We start from the raw sequence: 21,125 nt of genomic DNA on the forward strand, positions 1-21,125 counted from the left end.
CATTCTATATAACTTTCAAATTCCATCGATCAAGCAGAAACGGCTGCCCCGTACTTATATAAAAAAGGTGGGGCCGTTTCAGCGAGTATATGTTCATCTGGAATATGACGGATCACTCTGGCGATGAGTTCCTCATACTCTCTGTCATAGGATTGAATTCGCCTGAACCCAATCGCTGGAGCTAGATTTACCGTCCAATGTAGCCCAACTATGAAAACAATTCGCTGTAGAATATATAAACCCATCTCTCTATTCTAGCAAAAATTGAATAAAGGGGTAAGCTCTGCCCAAAACATACACATTCTCAGCTCAAAAAAAATAGCCTGCACACGGTGTGCAGGCTCAAAGGATATATAAAAAAGGGGGTCATGTGTGTTATTATAAGCCCACTATGTTAAAGGCTTATGTATCTAATATTACAGTAATATTACAAAAATGATAGCGCTTTATAAATTAGTTTTTTAATATCCTCCTGATTAAAAAGCCCTTGCACATCACTCGACTGTGTGGTCGAGCAGTGCAAGGGCCAAGAAGTATCTACACGTTAATTCAAATCTTCCACATAGGCATGGTTGGAACGAAGCTTATGAACAATCTCGTCATAATCCTCATCCCTTACTTTGGCAGACAGAACATAATGCAGATCATTATAATCGGCCGAAGACACATCTGCAGCATTCAGCATGTCTCCATCCTCATTCACTCTGTCACGAGTATCCCGTTCTGCATCACGGTCCACATTGGCTACCACAGGGATCACATTTTCGCTGGCTGGAACACCAGGGGCTGCACCTACACCCATTGCACCATTGGTACCTACGCCACCTGCTGTATTATAAGGCACCAGTGGCACCATAACACGCGTGTCTCTACCTATCGCACTGTCCAGTTGACCTACTTCCAAATGCTCTGTACGGAACGTCTGAAGTGAAGTTCTTGCTCCCTCTGCCTCGTCCTCGGTTCGAAAATACGCCTGAATATGTTTTGTCATGTCAAACCCTCCTTTTTCGGAATGAAATGCAACGTGAAGTTTCGTAACGACACGATGTAACGTAGTTAAGATACATCAATGTATGTCAGTTGTACTGGCTGAAGTTATATAACTTTTAGCAGTTCACGTACAAACGCTGGCTCATCTTCAGGTGTTCGGGATGTAATATAGTTTCCATCCACAACGGCCTCATGATCCTTGAACTCTGCTCCTGCGTTTACCATATCATCCTTAAGTGGTGGATAGGATGTAATGGTACGGCCTTTCAACAGACCGGCACTAGCCAAAATTTGCGGACCATGACAGATCGCAGCAATTGGTTTCTTCGCACTGTTGATCTCGGTGACAAACTTCAAGATGTGCGCATCACTTCGCAAATTCTCAGGGGATGATCCACCAGGAATCACGACTGCATCATAATCTGAAGCGGATGCATCACCAATCGCCTTATCTGTGGTATAGGAGGCCTTTCCTCCTTTACCTTTAAGGGTCTCACCGGCTTTTAATCCGATAATCTCCACTTCATGTCCAGCTTTTTTTACTTCGTCATACGGGACCTGCATCTCCGAATCTTCAAAGTCATTCGCCAATAAAAAAGCAACTTTACTCATAACGTATGTTCTCCTTTCCGTGTTCGAACTTTCTTTATAAAATCGGGTCTTGCAGTACATTGGCACTTCGTTGTGCCTCGTTTTGTTATTACCCTCACCAGAGCAATTTATAACAATTCAATGTAATTTCATTTTGTAACGAAGTCTTCAAACGAATAGTTAAAATGATCAACTCACGACAAAAAGTCCTGATTCGGGAAGGAATCAGGACTTTTTCAGAATCTGTATAATCCAAATATCGGATGTTTATATCCCTGTGTAAACATTCAAGATCGCGGAAGATGACTCTGCTTCCCTTTGTCCGAATCCTGAAGTGCCCAGATCGTTGCAACATACTCAGCAGCCGAACGGGCAAGGTGCAATGATTCATACAGGTTGCCAGGGAGTAACAAAGGTTCTGTACGGGCACGTGTTTCTTTCGCAGATTGGCGCATAATTGGATGGATACTCCTTTGATCATGAAATAGTCATCAACGAATTATCCCTTATTATGGCCTGAACCCCATGGAATTATGCACTTGGTTCATGACGAACCGGACTTTCAAGCATCAAAGTCACGGGTCCCCAGTTGGTAAATGTTACATCCATCATCGCTCCGAAACGCCCGGTTTCAACCTGAATACCTTTATCACGTAGCAGTTGATTAAACGTTTCATATAACAGTTCTGCCGCTTCAGGTCGGGCCGCAGCTGCAAAGCTCGGGCGCTTTCCTTTGCGACAATCTCCGTACAGGGTGAATTGGGAAACAGACAATACAGCACCGCCAACATCAAGCAGACTGAGATTCATCTTCTCCTGATCATCCTCAAATATCCGCAACCCACTAACTTTGTCAGCCAGATACTGGGCATCCTTCGCGGTATCCTCATGGGTAATGCCCACGAGTAGCATTAATCCGGATTCGATCTTACCTGTCAGCTCGTCTCCCACGGTCACCTGAGCCTCTTTACAGCGTTGTACAAGCACCCTCATCTTACAGGCTCCTTACTGCATAATCCGATGCACCGAATAGACATCTTTCACACGTTTGATCCGTTCTACAACGGATTGCAGATGATCCGTATTACGAATCAGAATTGTGACGTGCACCAATGCTAATTTATTTTTATCTGTCCGTCCTGTAACGGCAGATATATTGGTTTTACTTTCGGATACAGCCTGAAGTACCTCGTTAAGCAAGCCATTCCGATCATGGCCTGTAATCTCAATATCCACACTGTAACTTGCTTCGATATTCTCTTCCCACTCCACCTCAATAACACGTGCTGCTTCTTCTCCATCTGCACTTGTCGGAATATTCGGACAGTCACTACGGTGTACGGAAACGCCGCGTCCACGTGTAACGTATCCGATAATTTCATCCCCAGGTACAGGATTACAGCATCGTGCGAATCGAACAAGCAGATTATCGATGCCTTTGACACGAATACCGTTGGTTGGTCGATTTCTGCGCTCAGGCGCAGGTTTCAGCTCGCGCATCTCGGAATTTAATTCCAGCAAACTGGACTCTTCCTGCTCTTTACGCAGTTTTTCGGTTGCTTTTGTTACAATCTGTGCAGCAGTAATCCCACCAAATCCAACAGCCGCAAGCATGTCATCAATATCGTTAAACGCATATTTTTTGGCAGCTTCCATCAACTTGTCATCCGTCATCCACGCAGAAGGATCAAGCCCCATACGTTTTAATTCACGCTCACAGCTCTCCCGACCTTTTTCAACGTTTTCTTCACGGCGTTCCTTCTTGAACCATTGCTTGATCTTCGCTCGTGCATGAGAAGATTTCGCAATTTTCATCCAGTCCTGGCTCGGTCCGTAAGAATGTTTGGACGTCAAAATTTCGATGATATCACCTGTCTTCAGATGATAATCGAGCGGAACAATCCGACCGTTTACTTTGGCACCAATGGTCCGATTACCAACCTCCGTATGGATTCGATAAGCAAAATCCAAAGGAACAGAGCCGATTGGCAATTCGATGACTTCTCCTTTTGGCGTAAATACAAATACCAGATCCGAGAAGAAATCCATTTTGAGTGACTCTACGAATTCTGATGCATCCTGTGCTTCGTTTTGAAGTTCAAGAATTTCACGGAAGAACGTAATCTTGTCTTCAAAATGATTTCCGTTCGCAGCGCCTTCTTTGTAGGCCCAGTGGGCAGCAATACCAAATTCAGCAGTCCGGTGCATATCCCATGTCCGAATCTGTACTTCCGTTGGTTCGCCATTGGGACCAACTACCGTTGTATGCAGCGATTGATACATATTCGCCTTTGGCATCGCAATGTAGTCTTTGAAGCGTCCAGGCATCGGTTTCCATAGCGTGTGTATAATTCCCAAGGTAGCATAACAATCCTTGATATTATCCACAATAATACGAATGGCAAGCAGATCGTAAATTTCGTTAAACTGCTTGTTTTTGGTGGTCATTTTCTTGAACACGCTGTAGATATGTTTCGGGCGTCCCGAAAGGTCTGCCTGAATTCCCATCTCATCGAGCTTGTTCGTAATTCCATCCATAACCGTATCAATATATTGCTCACGTTCTGCACGTTTTTTGTGCATCAGGTTTGCAATTCGGTAATACTGCTGCGGATTCAAATAACGGAGGGCGATGTCCTCCATTTCCCATTTGATTGCAGAGATACCCAAACGGTTTGCAATCGGACAAAAAATTTCCAGCGTCTCATATGAAATCCGGCGCTGGCTTTCTTCCGACTGAAACTTGAGTGTCCGCATATTATGCAGACGGTCAGCCAATTTAATCACGATGACACGGATGTCCTGCGCCATGGCGATGAACATTTTGCGGTAGTTCTCGTTCTGCTGTTCTTCCTTGGAGCGAAACTGAATACGTTCCAGCTTCGTCAAGCCGTCAACAAGCATGGCACACGTATTGCCGAAATGATTGCGGATCTCTTCAAGTGAGACCGTAGTATCCTCTACTACATCATGAAGAAGCGCTGCTATTATGGAGATGGTGTCCATCTGCATGTTCACAACAATGTCGGCAACCGCAAGCGGATGCAGAATATACGGTTCTCCCGATTTTCGCGTCTGTCCATGGTGGGCCTGATCAGCAAATTCGTAAGCTTCTCGTATGCGCACCAGATCGGGTTCTTTGATATATGCCCCGGCCTTCTCGAGTAATTGCTCTATGCCCATTCTGATCTGTTCCGTGTCCTTTCTATACCAAATGGAACCCGTGACAGTGCTGCAACACAGGTTCCCCGTAAAAGTAATTTCCTATAATTATGACGCTTCGCCCGTTTCCCGTCAACTGCTGACGAATAAGAGCGCTTATCCAATTTTTATATTGGTGATCTGAATTACTTCTATCCCATTTCCCTATGACTCACAGGGGATTGGATGTATTTCTTATTTCTTATGTATTATTGCCGTTATTTGCTGAAATAGAAGGAAAATTCATGAAAATATAAAATCCATCGCTTTGCTACGTCAAAAATGTTATTGATTAATTAAGAGAAACTCTGTAATCTATTGAAAGTTTGTGTTTCGGAAAAGGAGATGAAATTCATTGCAACGCGAAATTCAGGTTAATCAAAAGATGCCACTTGGCTCAGGTTCACTGCTCAGCCTTCAGCATTTGTTCGCCATGTTTGGCAGTACGGTGCTTGTACCAAACCTGTTCGGTGTTGATCCAAGTATGATCCTGCTGATGAACGGGATTGGAACATTGTTGTACATACTCATGTGCAAAGGTAAGATTCCAGCATATCTCGGATCAAGCTTTGCCTTTATTGCACCTGTCACAATGGTATTAAAACAACATCCAGAGAATGGCTACTCCATGGCACTTGGAGCTTTTATCATAACAGGACTTGTTTTCTGTTTCGTGGCCCTCATTATTAAATTTGCGGGTACCGGATGGATTAACGTAGTCTTCCCACCAGCGGTTATGGGCGCCATCGTTGCTCTGATCGGTCTGGAGCTTGTACCTGTTGCAGCTGGTATGGCAGGATTGATTAACTCTGATCCTGTTGCTAACCCAAACTGGGTGCCGCAGGCCAAACCCATTATTTTATCCATGGCCACGCTTGGTATCACTGTCATTGGAGCCGTAACGTTCCGTGGATTCCCCAAAATCATTCATATTTTAATCGGTATCGTAGTTGGTTATATCCTTGGCTATTCTATGGGTCTGGTTGATAAACAGGCTATTGGAAACGCTGATTTCATCTCACTACCAACCGTAACAACGCCTACATTTGACTGGTCCGTTATTTTCACCATTTTACCTGTAGCGCTTGTGGTTATCGTTGAACATATTGGACATTTGCTTGTAACGAGCAGCATTGTAGGCAAAGATCTGTCGAAAGACCCTGGGCTTCATCGTTCCCTGCTTGGTAACGGCGTATCTACCATTCTGTCCGGGTTTGTAGGATCAACTCCTAATACAACCTATGGTGAGAACATCGGTGTTATGGCCCTGACTCGCGTCTACTCCACATATGTCATTGGTGGCGCAGCAGTCATTGCAATCGTACTCTCCTTCTCAGGAACATTCTCGGCGCTTGTAGCGAATATTCCTGTGCCCGTTATGGGTGGTGTATCCCTGCTTCTGTTTGGGGTTATTGCAGCATCTGGTCTGCGTATTCTGGTTGAACAGAAAGTCGATTTTGCCAAACCGACCAATCTGCTGCTTACTACACTTGTATTGGTCATCGGACTAAGTGGTACAGAAGTTACCTTCTACGGCGTTCATCTGAAAGGGATGGCACTGGCAACCATCGTCGGAATCCTGATGAGCTTGTTGTTCAAACTGTTTGAAGTGCTGGGTTGGTTGAATGACGATTCGCGTAAACAGCCTATCACTGAAAAAATGCCCGATTAATTTCCATCGTATACACATCAAAAAGCCTGTTCTCCCTAACCTTACGGTTGGAAGAACAGGCTTTTTGATAATCATTAATGCTGTATATTATTTCCCGGGAAACGGAAAAAACAATTCATGTTTCATCACAGCGGTACATGTGGAGATTTCAGCTTAATAATTCATCAATGTGAATACATCGATTTCTGGCAATTTAGCACGACCATTCAGATCAGACAGCTCAATCAGGAAGGCAGCTCCGACAACTTTCCCACCCAATTGTTCAATCAAGTTGATGGAAGTTGCAATCGTTCCACCCGTTGCGAGCAGATCATCTGCGATCAGGACATTTTGACCTTTTTCAATCGCATCTGTGTGCATCGCGAGTGTATCCTTGCCATACTCGAGATCATAACCAACTTCAATCGTCTCTCCAGGCAGTTTTCCACTTTTGCGAATCGGAGCAAAACCGACACCAAGAGCGTATGCCAGAGGGGCGCCCACAACGAAACCACGTGCTTCAGGTCCAGCAATAACGTCAATTTTGAGATCAGAAACCATCACTTTCAGTTCATTGATCGCATTGCGGTACATTTCTCCATCCTTCAACAATGTTGTAATGTCCTTAAAGCTGATTCCCGGTTGTGGAAAGTCAGGGATGACACGAATATAATCTTTAAAATCCAAAATAATCTCCTCCTAAAATAAATACACAAACTTCCATCTAAGATACGCCCTTCATCCGGGATATCATCCATTGTGTCAGTTGCGGTGTGGCTGCATCCAGCATCACCTGTTCTATTTCGGCCATGTTTTCCAGCGCCTTATAGTGACGTGAAGCGGTTAGTTCACGCTTAGGCGGGTTATCCACAAACGCAATTTTGCCGTTATCACGGGTAATGAAGGATAACTCTTCGAATACATCCAACATCATCGTAATCATGCGCGGCGAACAACCACACTGACGACTGAGCACAGGAGTAACCTCTTGTTCCTCCACGGGTTCAGCTTTCCATTTCAACACCTGCATATAAATACGCTTAAAGAGTTCTCTGGAAGGCATCTGAAGGCGATCTCGGCGGTTGCCTGATCCGTGCAGAAGGATGATATTCTCAGCTCCACTGAACAAAGCCAGCATGGCATTAAGTTGTTCCGGGGTTTCCGGCGTATCAAACACAAATAACGTCCGGACTTGTTCCTGTCCATAATGCTGTGCAGCAGCATTACACGGAAATAACCCGACCTTTCTATCATATACCCAAAGGCAAGGTTCATACAATGAATTTCCCTCGGAAACATCTGTTTCTTTCCGAACAATAGCACCAACAGAACCAGATTTATATCGCAGATGCACCTCAAGTGAGCTCAAGAAATGCTTCATCGCATTTAAAGGCTCGGCATTACCGCGCAAATCAAACACTTGGACCTGAGGAACATGAATGTCCTGAAGCATCAATTGAGGTTTTCTCATCCCATTCCATTCATTGATGGACAGTTCTCCCATCACATCAATAACGGAACCTGGGAGAAGAAACTCTGCTAACGCTCCCTTGCCAAAAGCGACGGTTTCCAGTTGCTGACCATCCTGTTCCAGAACCAGTTTCAGATGGCGTTTCTCTCGTCCCATTGTTCTGGTTTCCTTCACAGTCACACTTCTCAATACAAACCGTGGCGAAGGATTGCTCATTCCAAAAGGCTGCAATCTGTCGATCTCCTGGATCACTTTCAGCGGAACATCACTGATTCTGCATTCATCATCCGCAAGACGTTGAGGTACAAAGTCCTCTTCAGTTAATACAGATGCAGCAAACTCATTCAAACCAGCCTCAAGTTCTTCCAGCTGATCCCGATGCAAGGTCATACCTGCTGCTGCAGGGTGTCCCCCGTAATGGTCCATAGTGTGTTTATTGACTGTGAGTGCCTGATAGATATCCAAGCCCTCAATGGAGCGAGCAGAGCCCTTGCAGACACCGCTCTCTGGATCGATCCCAAGGATAAGTGTAGGTCGGTAATAACGTTCCAGCAATTTGGAAGCCACAATACCAACCACTCCAACGTTCCAGCCCTCACCAGCCAATACGATTACATCTGGAACGGATCCTGAACGAAGCTGTATCTTTTGTTCCAACTGTGCAGTTGCTTCTTGTAATATGCCCTCTACAACTTGCTGCCGCTCCCGATTCAATAGATCAAGCTGGCCCGCAAGCGTATGAGCTTCATCCAGATTCTCGGTGGTGAGAAGCGATACCGCTCTCCCGGCATGATCCAAACGTCCACTGGCATTAATACGAGGCGCCATGGCAAAGGCAATATTAATTGAAGTCACCTGACTCTGATCCACACCACTGATTTCCAGCAATGCACTTACACCAGGAAGACGTGAACCACGCATCGATTCTATTCCATAACTGACAATAACCCGGTTCTCCCCTTCCAAAGGCATCAGATCGGCAACGGTGCCGATGGCGGCAATCTCCATCCATTCACCGGGCACTTCCCCGATTAATGCCTGAGCGAGCTTCAAGGCTACTCCCGCTCCTGCCAAACCTTTAAAAGGATACGGGCATCCTGGAAGTTTCGGATTAATAAGTGTAAAGGCTTCGGGCAAAATTTCAGGCGGCTCGTGGTGATCTGTCACAATGACTTCGATGCCCAGCGTTGCCGCATAGGCAATCTGTTCAACAGCACTGATTCCGGTGTCCACGGTAATAATCAATGAAACGCCTTGTTGATGGGCCCAATCCAACGCATGGTTGTGTAATCCATACCCTTCATTCGAGCGATGAGGGATATAAATATCGTACGAAGCCCCAAGATGACGCATCAAATGGATCATGAGCGATGTGCTGGATACGCCATCAGCATCATAATCCCCGTAGATCAAAATATGTTCTTCCCGCTCCAATGCCAACTTGATACGTGGCACAGCTTCATTCATGCCGAGGAGCAGATAGGGATCATGCATCTGATTCAGATCAGGATGCAAAAAACGTTCGGCCTCCTTCTCATTGTGCACTCCTCGACTGACAAGCAAACGTCCAACAAGGGGGGAAACTGAAAGCGCCTGCGAGAGTCCCGCAGCCGCCTCCAAATCGATATTCGGTGTATTCCACCGGTATTGCGAATAAAGCAATGATAACGCTCCTTTCCTGATCTACTGGACCCGCGCTTCACTACTGAATTAATGTCGCTTCGTGATCGGGCAGTTCATGATTGGATTTATAAGGATAACCTGGATCATAAGGTATCGCTTGAATCTGTACTTCTTTCACATGACTGAACCGGGTTAGCAGTAGTGTCTTGGCGCGATTCGCAATCTCCTGTGCTTCCAGTATTGAGATTCTTGGATTCACACTAATAACCAGCTCAATCGTAACGTCATGTTCCTGTTCACGTGCAACCAAATGTTCAATGGTAATGATGCCATACACCCGCTGTACAGTCTCTTTGAAATCTGACGCTTCTTCCTGCTGCAGTTCCTGAACGAGTGAACCATAGACTGTGTCCACAATCATTCGGTAACCCTTGTGAAGCACAAAACAGGAAGCAATCAACGCTGCCGTGGGGTCCAGGTAGAGCAACATGCTCAAACCCATCTCTTCACCAGCCATCGATCCTATAATGCCGATTAACACGGTGAGCGAGCAATAGAGCGCACGACGATGTTGCTGTGCATAGGCCAGCGCCTGAGACTGGTTTCGTTTACGGAAATATCTGTACTGAAATTGAAAAATCGCTTCCTTCACAGCCAGAGCCGCAACAGCCACCAAAAGTACTGACTTGCCAGGTGCTTCCGGTTCACTTCCAGAGAGGCTACCCAATGCAGAGATGGCAAGCTGTAATCCACCCATGAGGATCAGGACAGATAACAATACTGAAATTCCCGGTCTGGCAACACGTGAATGTTCTCTAAACCGTCCCCTGCGAGCCTTGCTCTTATCGCGTACAGACTTGGAGGGAAAGAGACCAGCCAGGGCAGAACCAGCTTCAGAAGCAGAATACAAGCCGTCAGCGAGCAATGATTTGCTGTTTGCCATATAACCGACTCCCGCTTTGATCACCGCAAGTCCCATATTACCGGCAATACCGCTCCATGTGGCAGCCTGAGCAGATGGGATATGTTCTCTGGTCATGAATATTCCCCCTTAATTCTGTACATAAAGTTGCAAAACCGCGCCTGGCAGACGCGGCTTCACAATAAGATGTTTAGTTGGATTCTTTAGCTACTGTTTTTGGCTTATCCACTTGTTTACCTTTGAGCATCAGCCATAGTGGGGCAGCGATATAGATTGAAGAATATGCGCCGAACAGTGTTCCGATAACCATCGCAAGAGAGAACATGCGAATGGATTCTCCACCAAATATGAACAAACAGATTGAAGCTGCAAACACGGTGAATGTTGTATTCAGGGAACGTGTCATCGTTTGAGCCAAACTGCGATTGACTACCTCGCGTAGGTCGGCTTTGGTTGTCTTTTTGGCAAAACGCAGATTCTCACGAATCCGGTCAAAGATAACGATCGTATCGTTGATCGAGAACCCGACAATGGTCAATACTGCGGTAATGAAGGTCAGATCGACTTCCAAACGGAAGATGGAGAACACACTTATTACAACAAATGCATCATGGAAGAGTGCGATAACCGCAGCCAAACCAAAGCGCCACTCAAATCGGATCGCAACATAGATCATGATCCCGATACTTGCAATGAGTACCGCGTAGATCGCGTTGCGCTCCAATTCTTTGGCCATCTCTGGATCAACGGTATTTACTTCATAGGAAGCTGATGCATCCAGTTTGGCAAATTCTTCTTTGAACTTACTTTCTTGATTTTCATCCAATACGTTCGAGAAACGAACATTTACACGGTCAGCCCCCGATGTAATGGTAACGTCACCCTCATCAACACCGATGTCCTTAACGATAGGTTTAATCTGCTCCGCTGTGATTGCTTTGGATACCGAGATATCCACATTCGATCCAGCACGGAAATCAACTGCATAATTCAAACCCAAAGCCAGAATGCTGATGATCCCCGTAATCGTCAGAATAATCGAGAAGATATAGGCAATCTTACTACCTTTAACATAATCAAAATTCCAATTAAAGCGCACGAATTTCACTCTCCTTCACTCCGAAGTACTTAGGCTTCTTCAACACGTTACCCCGTACAAGCAGGGTCAACAGGAAGCGGGAGAAGAAAATATTCGTGATAATACTGGTGACAATATCAAAAATCAGCACGAGTGCAAAACCTTTAACCGCACCTGTTCCCAAGAAGAACATAACAGCCGCAGCAATAATGGTTGTGATGTTGGAGTCAATGATTGTTCGGAAGGAATGTTTACCACCCGCTTTAACCGAAGACAAGATCGACTTACCACTGCGCATCTCTTCTTTAATCCGTTCGTACGTGATGATATTGGCATCCACCGCCATCCCTATACCCAGGATAAACGCCGCAATACCTGGAAGGGTAAGCACGAATTCTCCTAAATAGAAGATTGCAAGTACCAGCCACGTATGTGTAATCAAGGCAAAACTCGCGATAATACCAGGAATGCGATAAAGCCCAATCATAAACACTAGAATAATAACGGAACCAATCAATCCCGCTTTAATGGTCTGATCCAGAGAAAGTTTACCAAGTGTTGCACCAACACTTTGTGAATACTTCTCTGTAAGTTTCAGTGGCAATGCACCCAGGTTAATGGTGTCACGAAGCTGGTTTGCTTCATCACGTGTGTAAGCACCCGAAATCTGAGCGGAACCATCTGTCAACTGTTGTCTAACGGTTGGAGCAGATAACAGCTCATCGTCCAAATAAATAGCGAGAGGTTGTCCGATCAAACGTTTGGTAATCTCGGAAAATTTGGCTTTGTCTTTCACTTGAATGTCAATCATAGGCTCATTCAATTGAGTGAACACAACTTTGGCTGCATTCTCAACAAATTCATTTCCGCGAAGTTCGATTTTGGTGTATTCGCCTTCCTTGTCGTTCTCAGCTTTACTACGGAAGGTCAAAACAGCCGGTTCTTTCATTTTGGCTCTAACTTCAGCCTCATCCGTAACCCCTGCCAACTTCAATCGAATCCGGTTGCTTCCTTCAGTGGTTACCTCCGGTTCGCTTGTTCCGAGCGCATTGGCGCGGCTTTCAAGGCTTTTGGCCGTTTGCACCAAAGATGCTTTGGTGACTTGTTGACCTGCTTCGAGCGGCTCTGCTTCATATAAGATCTCGTAGCCTCCCTTTAAATCAAGGCCCAAGCGTATATTTTTGAGCAGTTCCGGGCTTGTTCCCACCATTACCCCTGTGGTAACAAGCACGACCAGAATGAAACTGATAATTCTTTTCATGCCGTTCCTAGATCCCCTTTCGTTCTCAATATTCCTATTATAGCGATGCCGTAAAAAGCAGTCAATTTTCAACAAAAAAGATCCCTTTCGTCTAGAAAGAGGACCCCCGGTATGCAGACACGGTCATAAAGTTCATAAAGCTTGTTGCTTTCAGTGACAAAATGTCGTTCACCAGCTGGTGAAGCGGTGGAATGCCCTGTTTTTCATATTTATGACTGACGCAATTCCAGACATCTTTGCTGGTGACATATTCGTAACCGACAAGCCTTAATTCCTCCGCTTTGCTACGGCAGAGCATCTCTATTGACTGTTCCAACTCCACATCATTCATTTCTTCCAACGGGGAGCCTCCCTTCGTACATCCAAGCCTTTATGCGGCATCAATATTACATGATTCGACTTCGCCTGATCATATTCCTTCTTGCTGATTATGGTTCTTTTTGTTAATCGTGTCCAAGTTGTCATGAGAAGATAAAGGACTGGCATAGGATGAAGAACAACGGCTTTGTCCCGTTTATGTTGATAGCCTGTACTTTCAACCGGGAAAGAGGGGTAGTCTTGAAGAAACAGACATTTATCCAGGGGGCCATGATCCTGCTCGCGGCAGGCATAATTAATCGAATACTTGGTTTCATTCCGCGCATTGCGCTGCCACGAGTCATTGGTGCAGAAGGTGTTGGCATCTACCAATTGAGCTATCCCTTTTTTATCGTACTGGTGACATTAATTACGGGTGGTATTCCGCTCGCCGTAGCCAAGCTCGTAGCCGAAGCTGATACCGGTGCCAATCGTTATTCCCCCCAGCGAATCCTGCAAGTAAGCTTAAGCTTTACGTTGACCCTGGGTGTTGTATTCATGTTTTTGTGCATCCTATTTGCACCCTGGGTTACCAAGTACGTGCTCACAGATGAGCGGGTGTACCATACGTTCGTTAGTATGAGCCCCATGATTGCCATTATCGCCGTATCTGCTGTCTACAGAGGGTATTTCCAAGGTAAGCAAAACATGATGCCTACTGCCATTTCATCCATTGTTGAAACCATCATTCGTATCGTCTGTGTCATTTGGTTTGCCTGGCTTCTCCTCCCCCACGGTATTGCCCAAGCTGCTGCTGGTGCCATGCTGGGAGCGCTCGTTGGAGAATTCGGCGGTATGCTTGTACTCTTGTGGAAGTATAACAGGCAGAAGAAAGAGTTACCACTCGCTATGCAACAGAACATGTCCAATCTCACAGCCAAACCTTTAAACCCAATACCTTCAGTTCTGAAAGAAACGGGTACTCCACAGCCGGGATTAATCCGGCGTTTGCTTGCAATCTCTATTCCTGTTACAGCAGGCCGATTGGTTGGCTCCTTATCCTATCTGGCCGAAACTATTGTTACTGCCCAGAGTCTGGCTCTGGCAGGCATATCCAAAGGGCTCGCTACAGCACAATATGGTGCATTACAAGGTATGATTATTCCCTTGCTGCTGCTGCCGGGGGCACTAACCTCATCGCTCGCGACATCACTTGTGCCTTCACTGTCTGAAGCTTCTGCTCAGGGAGATCGCGCACTGATTCACAAAAGAATGCATCAGGCATTACGCTTGGCACTGGTGACAGGTGCTCCGTTTTCTGTGTTTATGTATGTGCTTGCCGAACCGATGTGTCTTGTTCTGTATAATGATGCATCGATCGGAAGCATGCTGAAGCTAATGGCTCCTTTTGCTTTGTTCATTTATATTCAAGCTCCTCTTCAAGCTGCACTACAAGCTCTTGACCGTCCGGGTAAAGCATTGCTAAATACGTTTATAGGTGCAGTTATCAAAATCACGTTGATTCTAACGCTTGCGTCCCGGCCTGAATATGGTATCTTCGGTGCAGTCATCGCCATCTGTGTGAATTCTACGGTAGTTACCCTGTTACATGCCCAAAGCGTACGTAGCCTGCTACAGTTCCGCTTCAAGATGATGGATTGGGTGAAGACGGGTGCAGGAATGATTATCATGGGAGCAGCGACCCTACTCGTATACGAAGAGACTGCCATGATATTGCCTTTTTGGGTGAGGATGCTTCTCGCTCCTTTTGTCGGGCTTATCGTGTATTTCATCGTCATGGGCTGGACCAAAATGATTGACTTTCATGATCTGTCCCGTGCTCCTTTGATTGGTTCATGGTTCAAGCGCCGATCAGGCAAATGATTTTCATTTTTTATCATCTTTTGGACTGACATATATCTTCCCATTGTGGTCAATGGAGCATATAAATACATCCTTGAAATCCAGAATTCCGTTATGTTGAATTTGATTTTTCAGCCAAAATCTCGTTTTCTGGATGATCTCCAGATTCTGATCCTGGACCTTTCCGTCCATAATTAAGGGGAGTGGCAGACCTTCATATTTGATATTTGGAAATCCGTCAATCTGGTTTTTTCCCGTTTTGGATTTACTGGAAGAAGAATCTTCTGAGTCGGAACCGGAAGAATTACTGTCGTTAGAAGTATTCTCATCCTTGGGAAAAACGGTCAACTTGCCTGTGGTCTCCAAAATAGCGAAATCAACCTCACCGATACTGTCTACATTCTGCTCACGGAGTTGTTGCAATAGATCATCCAGATTATATCGTTGCTTCCGCATCTCATCCCGGTGAAGAACGCCTTTGGAGATCAAAACAGTAGGTTTGCCATCAATTATCAGGCGAAGACGCCGACTTTTAAGACCTATAAAGGCCATTCCGATCTGTACAATGATCAAGGTAAGCATGGGGGCAATCCCATAAGAGAGTGGTTTATCAATATCTTCAATGACAAAAGCAGCCATTTCAGCAAGCATAATGGACACGACAAGATCAAACATGGATAGCTTACCAATCTCACGTTTACCCATAACCCTCATTGCACAATACACCAGAAAGTACATGAGAATGGTTCGAAAGATATGTGATCCGACATCTGGGAAGTTCACAACAGGGGTCCTCCTTCGAAACTGAGTTTTTAACAGTTAGCGGGGTAGTGCAATCCCTATTTTGACCTGAACCTTACATGCTCATGCAGAAATAATCCGTTCATTTAATGGAAACAGTTCATAAGTCCGAAGGCTTGACCATACACTGTATTAACTTATAACTTGTACAAGGGGGTTGCTTCATGCAATTGATCCGCCGCTTGGTTTCGTTTCGAGTGTCCAATCCGATTCTGTCAGGCCTCTGTCAGGCTTTTGTATGGATGTTTATCGGGGCATTTATTCTCTCCTTGTTTCTCTGGATGAGCGGAATGCGGGAACAGGACCTCTCGTTGTATACCTATGTTGTTCATGGCTTGTCATTATTGGTTGGTGGTTTTGTCGCAGGCAAACGTTCTGGTGAAAAAGGATGGTACTACGGAGGGATTACCGGAATCGTATATGGACTCCTTGTGCTGTTGATCGGATTTCTCGCGCTGGATGCTTCGTTTAATTGGAAGGATAGTTTACAACTGATTAGCGCGTTCTTCATTTCAGCTCTCGGTGGTATATTCGGTGTTAATACGCATCGCTCCTAACTGACTAGTAAAGAACATCGACCTTCCCTCATAAATCAAAAAAGAGAACCGGGTCTCCAGGGAGATCCGGTTCTCTACTAGGGAATACGCCACAAACGCACCCTCGTTATTCTATGTTACAGTAACTATTCAACAGCCGTATCACGAGCTACAGCCGTGCTGATTGCATTACGATCAAATGTAAGCTTAGTTACATCGTTTACACGCAATACAACCACATCGTCCGTAATCTCAGCGATCGTACCGTGAAGGCCACCAATCGTTACAATTTTGTCGCCCTTTTTCAATTGGCTCAGCATTGAATTCCGTTGCTTTTGCTTTTTGTTCTGTGGACGAATCATCAAGAAGTAGAAAATTGCAACCATGAGTACCAAAGGTACAATCAAAGATACAATGCCTCCACCTGCTTGTGCTCCTGCTAGAGTCATTCCCTGAAACATTCAAACTCCCCCTTATCGACTATACATACAGATATTGCTTGTTACGCCGGTTTCCTTAGAAACTCAATCAGAAACCTTTGTCATTGTCATGAAGACCATATTGATCGAAAAATTCATCCCGGAAATCAAGCAAACGATCTTCCATAATGGCTTTACGTACATTACGCATCAAATTCTGCAAGAAATGAAGATTATGGATCGTTGTCAAACGCAGGCCAAATGTTTCATCTGCTTTGATCAAATGACGCAGATAAGCTCTGGAATAGTTACGACAAGTGTAGCAATCACATTCAGGATCTAATGGTCCAAAATCGGTTGCAAACTTGGCATTGCGAACTACCAGACGTCCTTGACTGGTCATCGTTGTTCCGTTACGGGCAATCCGAGTAGGCAGAACACAGTCGAACATGTCCACACCACGAATAGATCCCTCAATCAACGCATCGGGCGAACCTACCCCCATCAAATAACGTGGTTTATTGTACGGCAACAAAGGTAACGTATAATCCAATACACCATACATCAAATGTTTCGGTTCTCCAACACTCAGTCCACCAATAGCATACCCCGGGAAATCCATGGAAGTCAAATCTGCGGCGCTCTGACGGCGAAGATCTTCATGCATGCCTCCCTGTACGATGGCAAACAGGCCTTGGTCATGCGGACGAGCGTGACTTTCGAGACAACGTTCTGCCCAGCGGCTTGTTCTTTCGAGTGATTTTTTGACATATTCATATTCAGCCGGATACGGTGGGCATTCATCAAAAGCCATCATAATATCGGAGCCAAGTGCATTCTGGATTTCCATGGCCACTTCAGGTGAAAGGAACTTCTTGTCTCCATTCAAGTGGGAGCGGAAGTTAACGCCTTCTTCCGTAATCTTGCGCATCTCGCTAAGAGAAAACACTTGGAATCCGCCGCTGTCCGTCAGGATTGGACGATCCCAGTTCATGAATTTGTGCAATCCGCCAGCTTCACGGATGATTTCATGTCCTGGTCTCAGAAACAGGTGATAGGTATTACTCAAAATAATCTGAGCATCCATTTCTTTCAACTCTTCAGGGCTCATTGTTTTGACAGTCGCCTGTGTACCTACAGGCATAAAGGTTGGTGTCTCAATAATACCGTGAGGTGTATGTACACGTCCTAGACGTGCACCGGATTGTTTGCAAGTTTTGATATGTTCATACGTAATTGCTGCCATTGGTTTTAATCATCCTCTAAAAGTTAATCGTTATACTAATATATCAACATGGCATCGCCGAAGCTGAAGAACCGGTATTTCTCTTGGATGGCTTCCTCATATGCCTGCATAATATGTTCCCTGCCTGCTAGTGCACTAACCAACATAACCAACGTGGATTTCGGGAGATGAAAATTCGTAAGCATCCCATCGATCACTTTGAAGGAATAGCCTGGGTAGATGAAAATGCTGGTCCATCCGCTGCTCGCTTGCAGTATTCCATTTTCAAATTTGCTGCCTACCGTTTCCAAAGTCCGGCAGCTCGTTGTCCCAACCGCAAAAACACGGTGTCCATTCTCTTTGGTCTGGTTAATCAGATCTGCCGTTTCTTGTGACAAGGAGTAATACTCCTCATGCATGACATGATCTTCAACAACGTCAACCGACATCGGTCTGAACGTTCCCAGTCCTACATGCAGCGTAATGAAGGCAACATTAACGCCCTTGGCACGAATTTGGTCCAGCAACTCATCCGTAAAATGTAATCCTGCTGTAGGTGCAGCCGCTGATCCTTCATGCTTTGCATACACGGTCTGATACCGTTCACGGTCATCCAATGTCTCTTTGATATAAGGTGGCAACGGCATCTCACCCAGACGGTCCAGAATCTCTTGGAAGATTCCATCATACGTAAACATAAGTGTACGTGCCCCCATCTCGCCCTCTTCTTCAATGATTGCCTTCAATTCATCACCAAATACGATGACCGAACCAGCTTTCAGCTTTTTACCCGGCTTAACCAGTGCTTCCCACTTGTCGCCTTCCACATTTTTGAGCAATAACACTTCCGCTTTTGCTCCGGTATCTTCTTTTGTACCGAACAGACGGGCTGGTAGAACACGTGTATCATTCAGAATCAATGTATCACCGGGATTCAGAAAATCGATAATATCAGGAAACGTTTGATGATTAATCTCACCACTATCTTTGTTCAAGGTAAGCAAACGGGATGCCGTGCGATCAAGCAACGGCGTCTGTGCTATCAATTGCTCTGGTAATTCAAAATCATATAAGTTCACATTCATTTAGTTTCATTCCTTAACAATAGTCGCATTTTGATAATAGTGTTTCAATATTGCCTGGTAATCATACCCTTCATCTGCCATGCCTTTGGCTCCCCATTGGGACAAGCCCAATCCGTGGCCATTGCCCTGACCGATGAACATGAAGGTCTGACCCTGCGTCACCGCTCTCGCTTGACCATCGCCACTCATAACTACAAGTGCATTACCGGATGATGTTCCTGCGCCAGAAGAAGACAATACAGAGGCACCATTTGAGCCGGTTTTACTGGCTGTTTTGCCGTCAGCGCCTAATACAGTATAACTTCCGGTCCCTGCAATATCAAATAAAGTGCTCGGTAATCCACCGAGCGCAGAGCGGTATGTATCGGCATATTTCACCGTCATAGCCTGTCCATTGGCAGTGACTTCAAGTGCTCTTCCGGAAGGTCCACGCTTGGTCACTTCCAAGGTTGAGATGGAAGCAGGAACAGACGCTGTCGTTTTACCCTGAAGGGATTTAACCAACTGTGCAGACGTGAAAGGTCCTCTCACCCAAGCATAATCATTGGATTGAGCTACTTTTGCCAGTACAACAGCTTCGTTGCCTGGATTCATTTTAGCTACAGGTTCAACGGTGGATTGAATTAACGGAATGGCACGCACATTGGTATTCTGAGCTGTTACCGTCACTTTAGCCAGTCCTGCATTGGTCTTGGTCGTTAATTCTTTGATGTTATCCTCACGAATGTACCCACTAACGCCTGAGCTGAGCAGCACATGATACCACGTATGTAATCCTGCCTGGGCTGATGTATCCCCCGAGCTAACTACATTGGTGAACACACCTGCTCCACCGTTCCATACCTCAGAAGGATGAGCCGTCTGGCCGCCCGCATTGGAGGAGAATACAGCTTCGATGATTTTCCCACCGCTCTTGACCACTTCTCCAGCAGTTGCATCCACTGCGCTGGTTACTTTATCGTTCTCCGAACCAATCCCGTTATAGGCTTGGCTGAGCGTTGTATCCACAACATTTGCAATTTTGAAACGTTCACCCTGTTGAAGCGCGTAGGATCGAGCAGCTACGGCTTGAACTTTCAGAGCTTCAGCAGGCCAGGAGGAATACACCTCTGCCCCTACGACAGAGTACAGGTATTGCTCCAGTGGAACAACGTTGACCAACGCCAGATCACCACTTACGATGCTAATTTCCATATCTCCACGATACGTTCGCTGAGAACGTTCCACTACCTTGATACCATTGCCATTCCCTTGTACCAATGCTTTGGATTCAGTACCTGCAATAGTGTAATGCGGAGCTGTTTTGAGTGCATCCGTACTTAATCCTGCATCCTGACGGATGATGAGCCCTGCACTATTATTGACAGGTGAAAGGCTTATCCCCGGAGCTTTGGCTTCCACACTGTTCTTCAATGCGGTTAATTCGGCATCCGTTGAAGCTTCACCCACCCATACCGCGTATGCTTGGCTTCCTCCACTCAGTTGAAGGACTGGATAGACACTACTAACTCCTGTTGATAAAAGGTTGGCTTGGGCCGCCTCTGCTTCCTGAATCGAACCATAGGTTCCAGCAGAAAGGCGTTTACTTCCCGTTACAGCTGGCTTTTGACCAGCCAATTGAGCTGCTGCTACCTTTTGTACTCGTGTAACAGCTTGTCCTGCCAGTGCCTCCGTTGCATAGTTGCCTGTGTAGAGCTGGTAAATGGCATTTCCATTCACAGACGTTGTGAACAGCAACGGTTTATCTGCGGTTGCCTGCAACAATTTTGCTGCTGCCGATGCCGCTTTGAAATCCGCTGTTTCCAACACCTTTACTCGGAATCCATCTGCACTGAAACGGACTTGTCCTGCCGGAAGGTTTACATTTGCGCCGCTCTCCGATTGGATGCTCCATTGTCCCGTCGATTCAAGCGTAATGAGTGGTGTAGTTGATTTATACGTACTGCCCAGATTCGCAAACATGGCTACCCGGATCGTCTGTCCGTCATTTCCTGCTGCATATGCAGGCACTTGCAGACAACCCACTGTCAAAAGAGCTGCCGCCAGTACCTTCAATCGACGACTCCACTTCTTCGTTCGTATTGCTTTTCCCACAATCAGACTCCTCTCCA

At 45.7% G+C, this 21,125-nt stretch carries 19 protein-coding genes; 3 read left to right on the forward strand and 16 right to left on the reverse strand.

Going from position 1 to position 21,125, the window contains the following annotated elements; translation table 11 throughout:
* Positions 1–544: 544 nt before the first annotated feature.
* The 5 genes from MKY44_RS22135 to MKY44_RS22155 form a co-directional block, all read right to left on the reverse strand.
* Positions 545–991 carry a hypothetical protein gene (locus MKY44_RS22135; protein WP_341008615.1) on the reverse strand — a complete coding sequence of 149 codons (447 nt, stop codon included), beginning with the start codon at positions 989–991 and terminating at the stop codon, positions 545–547.
* Positions 992–1,095: 104 nt separating this feature from the next.
* A complete protein-coding gene (locus MKY44_RS22140) occupies positions 1,096–1,602 on the reverse strand; it encodes a type 1 glutamine amidotransferase domain-containing protein (protein ID WP_036616900.1) in 507 nt (168 codons plus the stop codon).
* Between the two features lie 266 nt (positions 1,603–1,868).
* On the reverse strand, positions 1,869–2,036 hold the full coding sequence (locus MKY44_RS22145) for a hypothetical protein (protein WP_338706895.1): 168 nt from the start codon (positions 2,034–2,036) through the stop codon (positions 1,869–1,871).
* Positions 2,037–2,112: 76 nt separating this feature from the next.
* Positions 2,113–2,574: a D-aminoacyl-tRNA deacylase gene (gene dtd, locus MKY44_RS22150; RefSeq protein WP_341008616.1), complete on the reverse strand. Its 462-nt coding sequence runs from the start codon at positions 2,572–2,574 to the stop codon at positions 2,113–2,115.
* A gap of 12 nt (positions 2,575–2,586) precedes the next feature.
* Positions 2,587–4,764, reverse strand: a complete 2,178-nt coding sequence (locus MKY44_RS22155) for a RelA/SpoT family protein (protein WP_341008617.1) — start codon at positions 4,762–4,764, stop codon at positions 2,587–2,589.
* A 373-nt stretch (positions 4,765–5,137) separates the two neighbouring features.
* On the opposite strand from MKY44_RS22155, the gene uraA reads away from it, so the two are divergent.
* Positions 5,138–6,454: a uracil permease gene (uraA, locus tag MKY44_RS22160; protein WP_341008618.1), complete on the forward strand. Its 1,317-nt coding sequence runs from the start codon at positions 5,138–5,140 to the stop codon at positions 6,452–6,454.
* A gap of 153 nt (positions 6,455–6,607) precedes the next feature.
* Here uraA and MKY44_RS22165 read toward each other — a convergent pair whose 3' ends face one another.
* The 6 genes from MKY44_RS22165 to MKY44_RS22190 all read right to left on the reverse strand — a co-directional run bounded on the left by MKY44_RS22165 (position 6,608) and on the right by MKY44_RS22190 (position 13,119).
* Entirely contained in the window at positions 6,608–7,120 is a 513-nt protein-coding gene (locus MKY44_RS22165; protein WP_017686780.1) for an adenine phosphoribosyltransferase, read from the reverse strand.
* Between the two features lie 37 nt (positions 7,121–7,157).
* Positions 7,158–9,566 (reverse strand): single-stranded-DNA-specific exonuclease RecJ, encoded by a 2,409-nt coding sequence (recJ, locus tag MKY44_RS22170; protein WP_341008619.1) that lies wholly within the window; start codon positions 9,564–9,566, stop codon positions 7,158–7,160.
* Positions 9,567–9,606: 40 nt separating this feature from the next.
* Positions 9,607–10,566, reverse strand: a complete 960-nt coding sequence (locus tag MKY44_RS22175) for a cation diffusion facilitator family transporter (protein WP_341008620.1) — start codon at positions 10,564–10,566, stop codon at positions 9,607–9,609.
* Positions 10,567–10,639: 73 nt separating this feature from the next.
* Positions 10,640–11,548: a protein translocase subunit SecF gene (secF, locus tag MKY44_RS22180; protein ID WP_051447454.1), complete on the reverse strand. Its 909-nt coding sequence runs from the start codon at positions 11,546–11,548 to the stop codon at positions 10,640–10,642.
* Complete coding sequence (secD, locus tag MKY44_RS22185) at positions 11,538–12,788, reverse strand: protein translocase subunit SecD (protein WP_051447453.1); 1,251 nt, start codon at positions 12,786–12,788, stop codon at positions 11,538–11,540. The genes secF and secD overlap by 11 nt, the downstream gene beginning before the upstream one ends.
* Positions 12,789–12,879: 91 nt before the next feature.
* On the reverse strand, positions 12,880–13,119 hold the full coding sequence (locus MKY44_RS22190; protein ID WP_036617497.1) for a post-transcriptional regulator: 240 nt from the start codon (positions 13,117–13,119) through the stop codon (positions 12,880–12,882).
* Positions 13,120–13,346: 227 nt separating this feature from the next.
* Between MKY44_RS22190 and spoVB the strand changes: the two genes are divergently transcribed.
* Complete coding sequence (gene spoVB, locus MKY44_RS22195; RefSeq protein ID WP_341008621.1) at positions 13,347–14,969, forward strand: stage V sporulation protein B; 1,623 nt, start codon at positions 13,347–13,349, stop codon at positions 14,967–14,969.
* Positions 14,970–14,972: 3 nt separating this feature from the next.
* Here spoVB and MKY44_RS22200 read toward each other — a convergent pair whose 3' ends face one another.
* On the reverse strand, positions 14,973–15,686 hold the full coding sequence (locus tag MKY44_RS22200; protein WP_445670696.1) for a YetF domain-containing protein: 714 nt from the start codon (positions 15,684–15,686) through the stop codon (positions 14,973–14,975).
* A gap of 227 nt (positions 15,687–15,913) precedes the next feature.
* Between MKY44_RS22200 and MKY44_RS22205 the strand changes: the two genes are divergently transcribed.
* Complete coding sequence (locus MKY44_RS22205; RefSeq protein WP_341008623.1) at positions 15,914–16,306, forward strand: TIGR04086 family membrane protein; 393 nt, start codon at positions 15,914–15,916, stop codon at positions 16,304–16,306.
* A gap of 125 nt (positions 16,307–16,431) precedes the next feature.
* Here MKY44_RS22205 and yajC read toward each other — a convergent pair whose 3' ends face one another.
* The 4 genes from yajC to MKY44_RS22225 form a co-directional block, all read right to left on the reverse strand.
* Positions 16,432–16,746, reverse strand: a complete 315-nt coding sequence (yajC, locus tag MKY44_RS22210; protein WP_145324035.1) for a preprotein translocase subunit YajC — start codon at positions 16,744–16,746, stop codon at positions 16,432–16,434.
* 67 nt (positions 16,747–16,813) lie between these two features.
* A complete protein-coding gene (tgt, locus tag MKY44_RS22215) occupies positions 16,814–17,950 on the reverse strand; it encodes a tRNA guanosine(34) transglycosylase Tgt (RefSeq protein WP_341008624.1) in 1,137 nt (378 codons plus the stop codon).
* Positions 17,951–17,985: 35 nt separating this feature from the next.
* Positions 17,986–19,014 carry a tRNA preQ1(34) S-adenosylmethionine ribosyltransferase-isomerase QueA gene (queA, locus tag MKY44_RS22220; RefSeq protein WP_341008626.1) on the reverse strand — a complete coding sequence of 343 codons (1,029 nt, stop codon included), beginning with the start codon at positions 19,012–19,014 and terminating at the stop codon, positions 17,986–17,988.
* A 6-nt stretch (positions 19,015–19,020) separates the two neighbouring features.
* The gene (locus MKY44_RS22225) at positions 19,021–21,108 is read right to left on the reverse strand and encodes a SpoIID/LytB domain-containing protein (RefSeq protein ID WP_341008627.1); all 2,088 of its coding nucleotides are present in this window, start codon (positions 21,106–21,108) and stop codon (positions 19,021–19,023) included.
* Between the last annotated feature and the right edge of the window lie 17 nt (positions 21,109–21,125).

This window comes from Paenibacillus sp. FSL R7-0026, from assembly GCF_038004485.1.
GTDB classification, from domain to species: Bacteria; Bacillota; Bacilli; order Paenibacillales; family Paenibacillaceae; genus Paenibacillus; species Paenibacillus xylanexedens_A.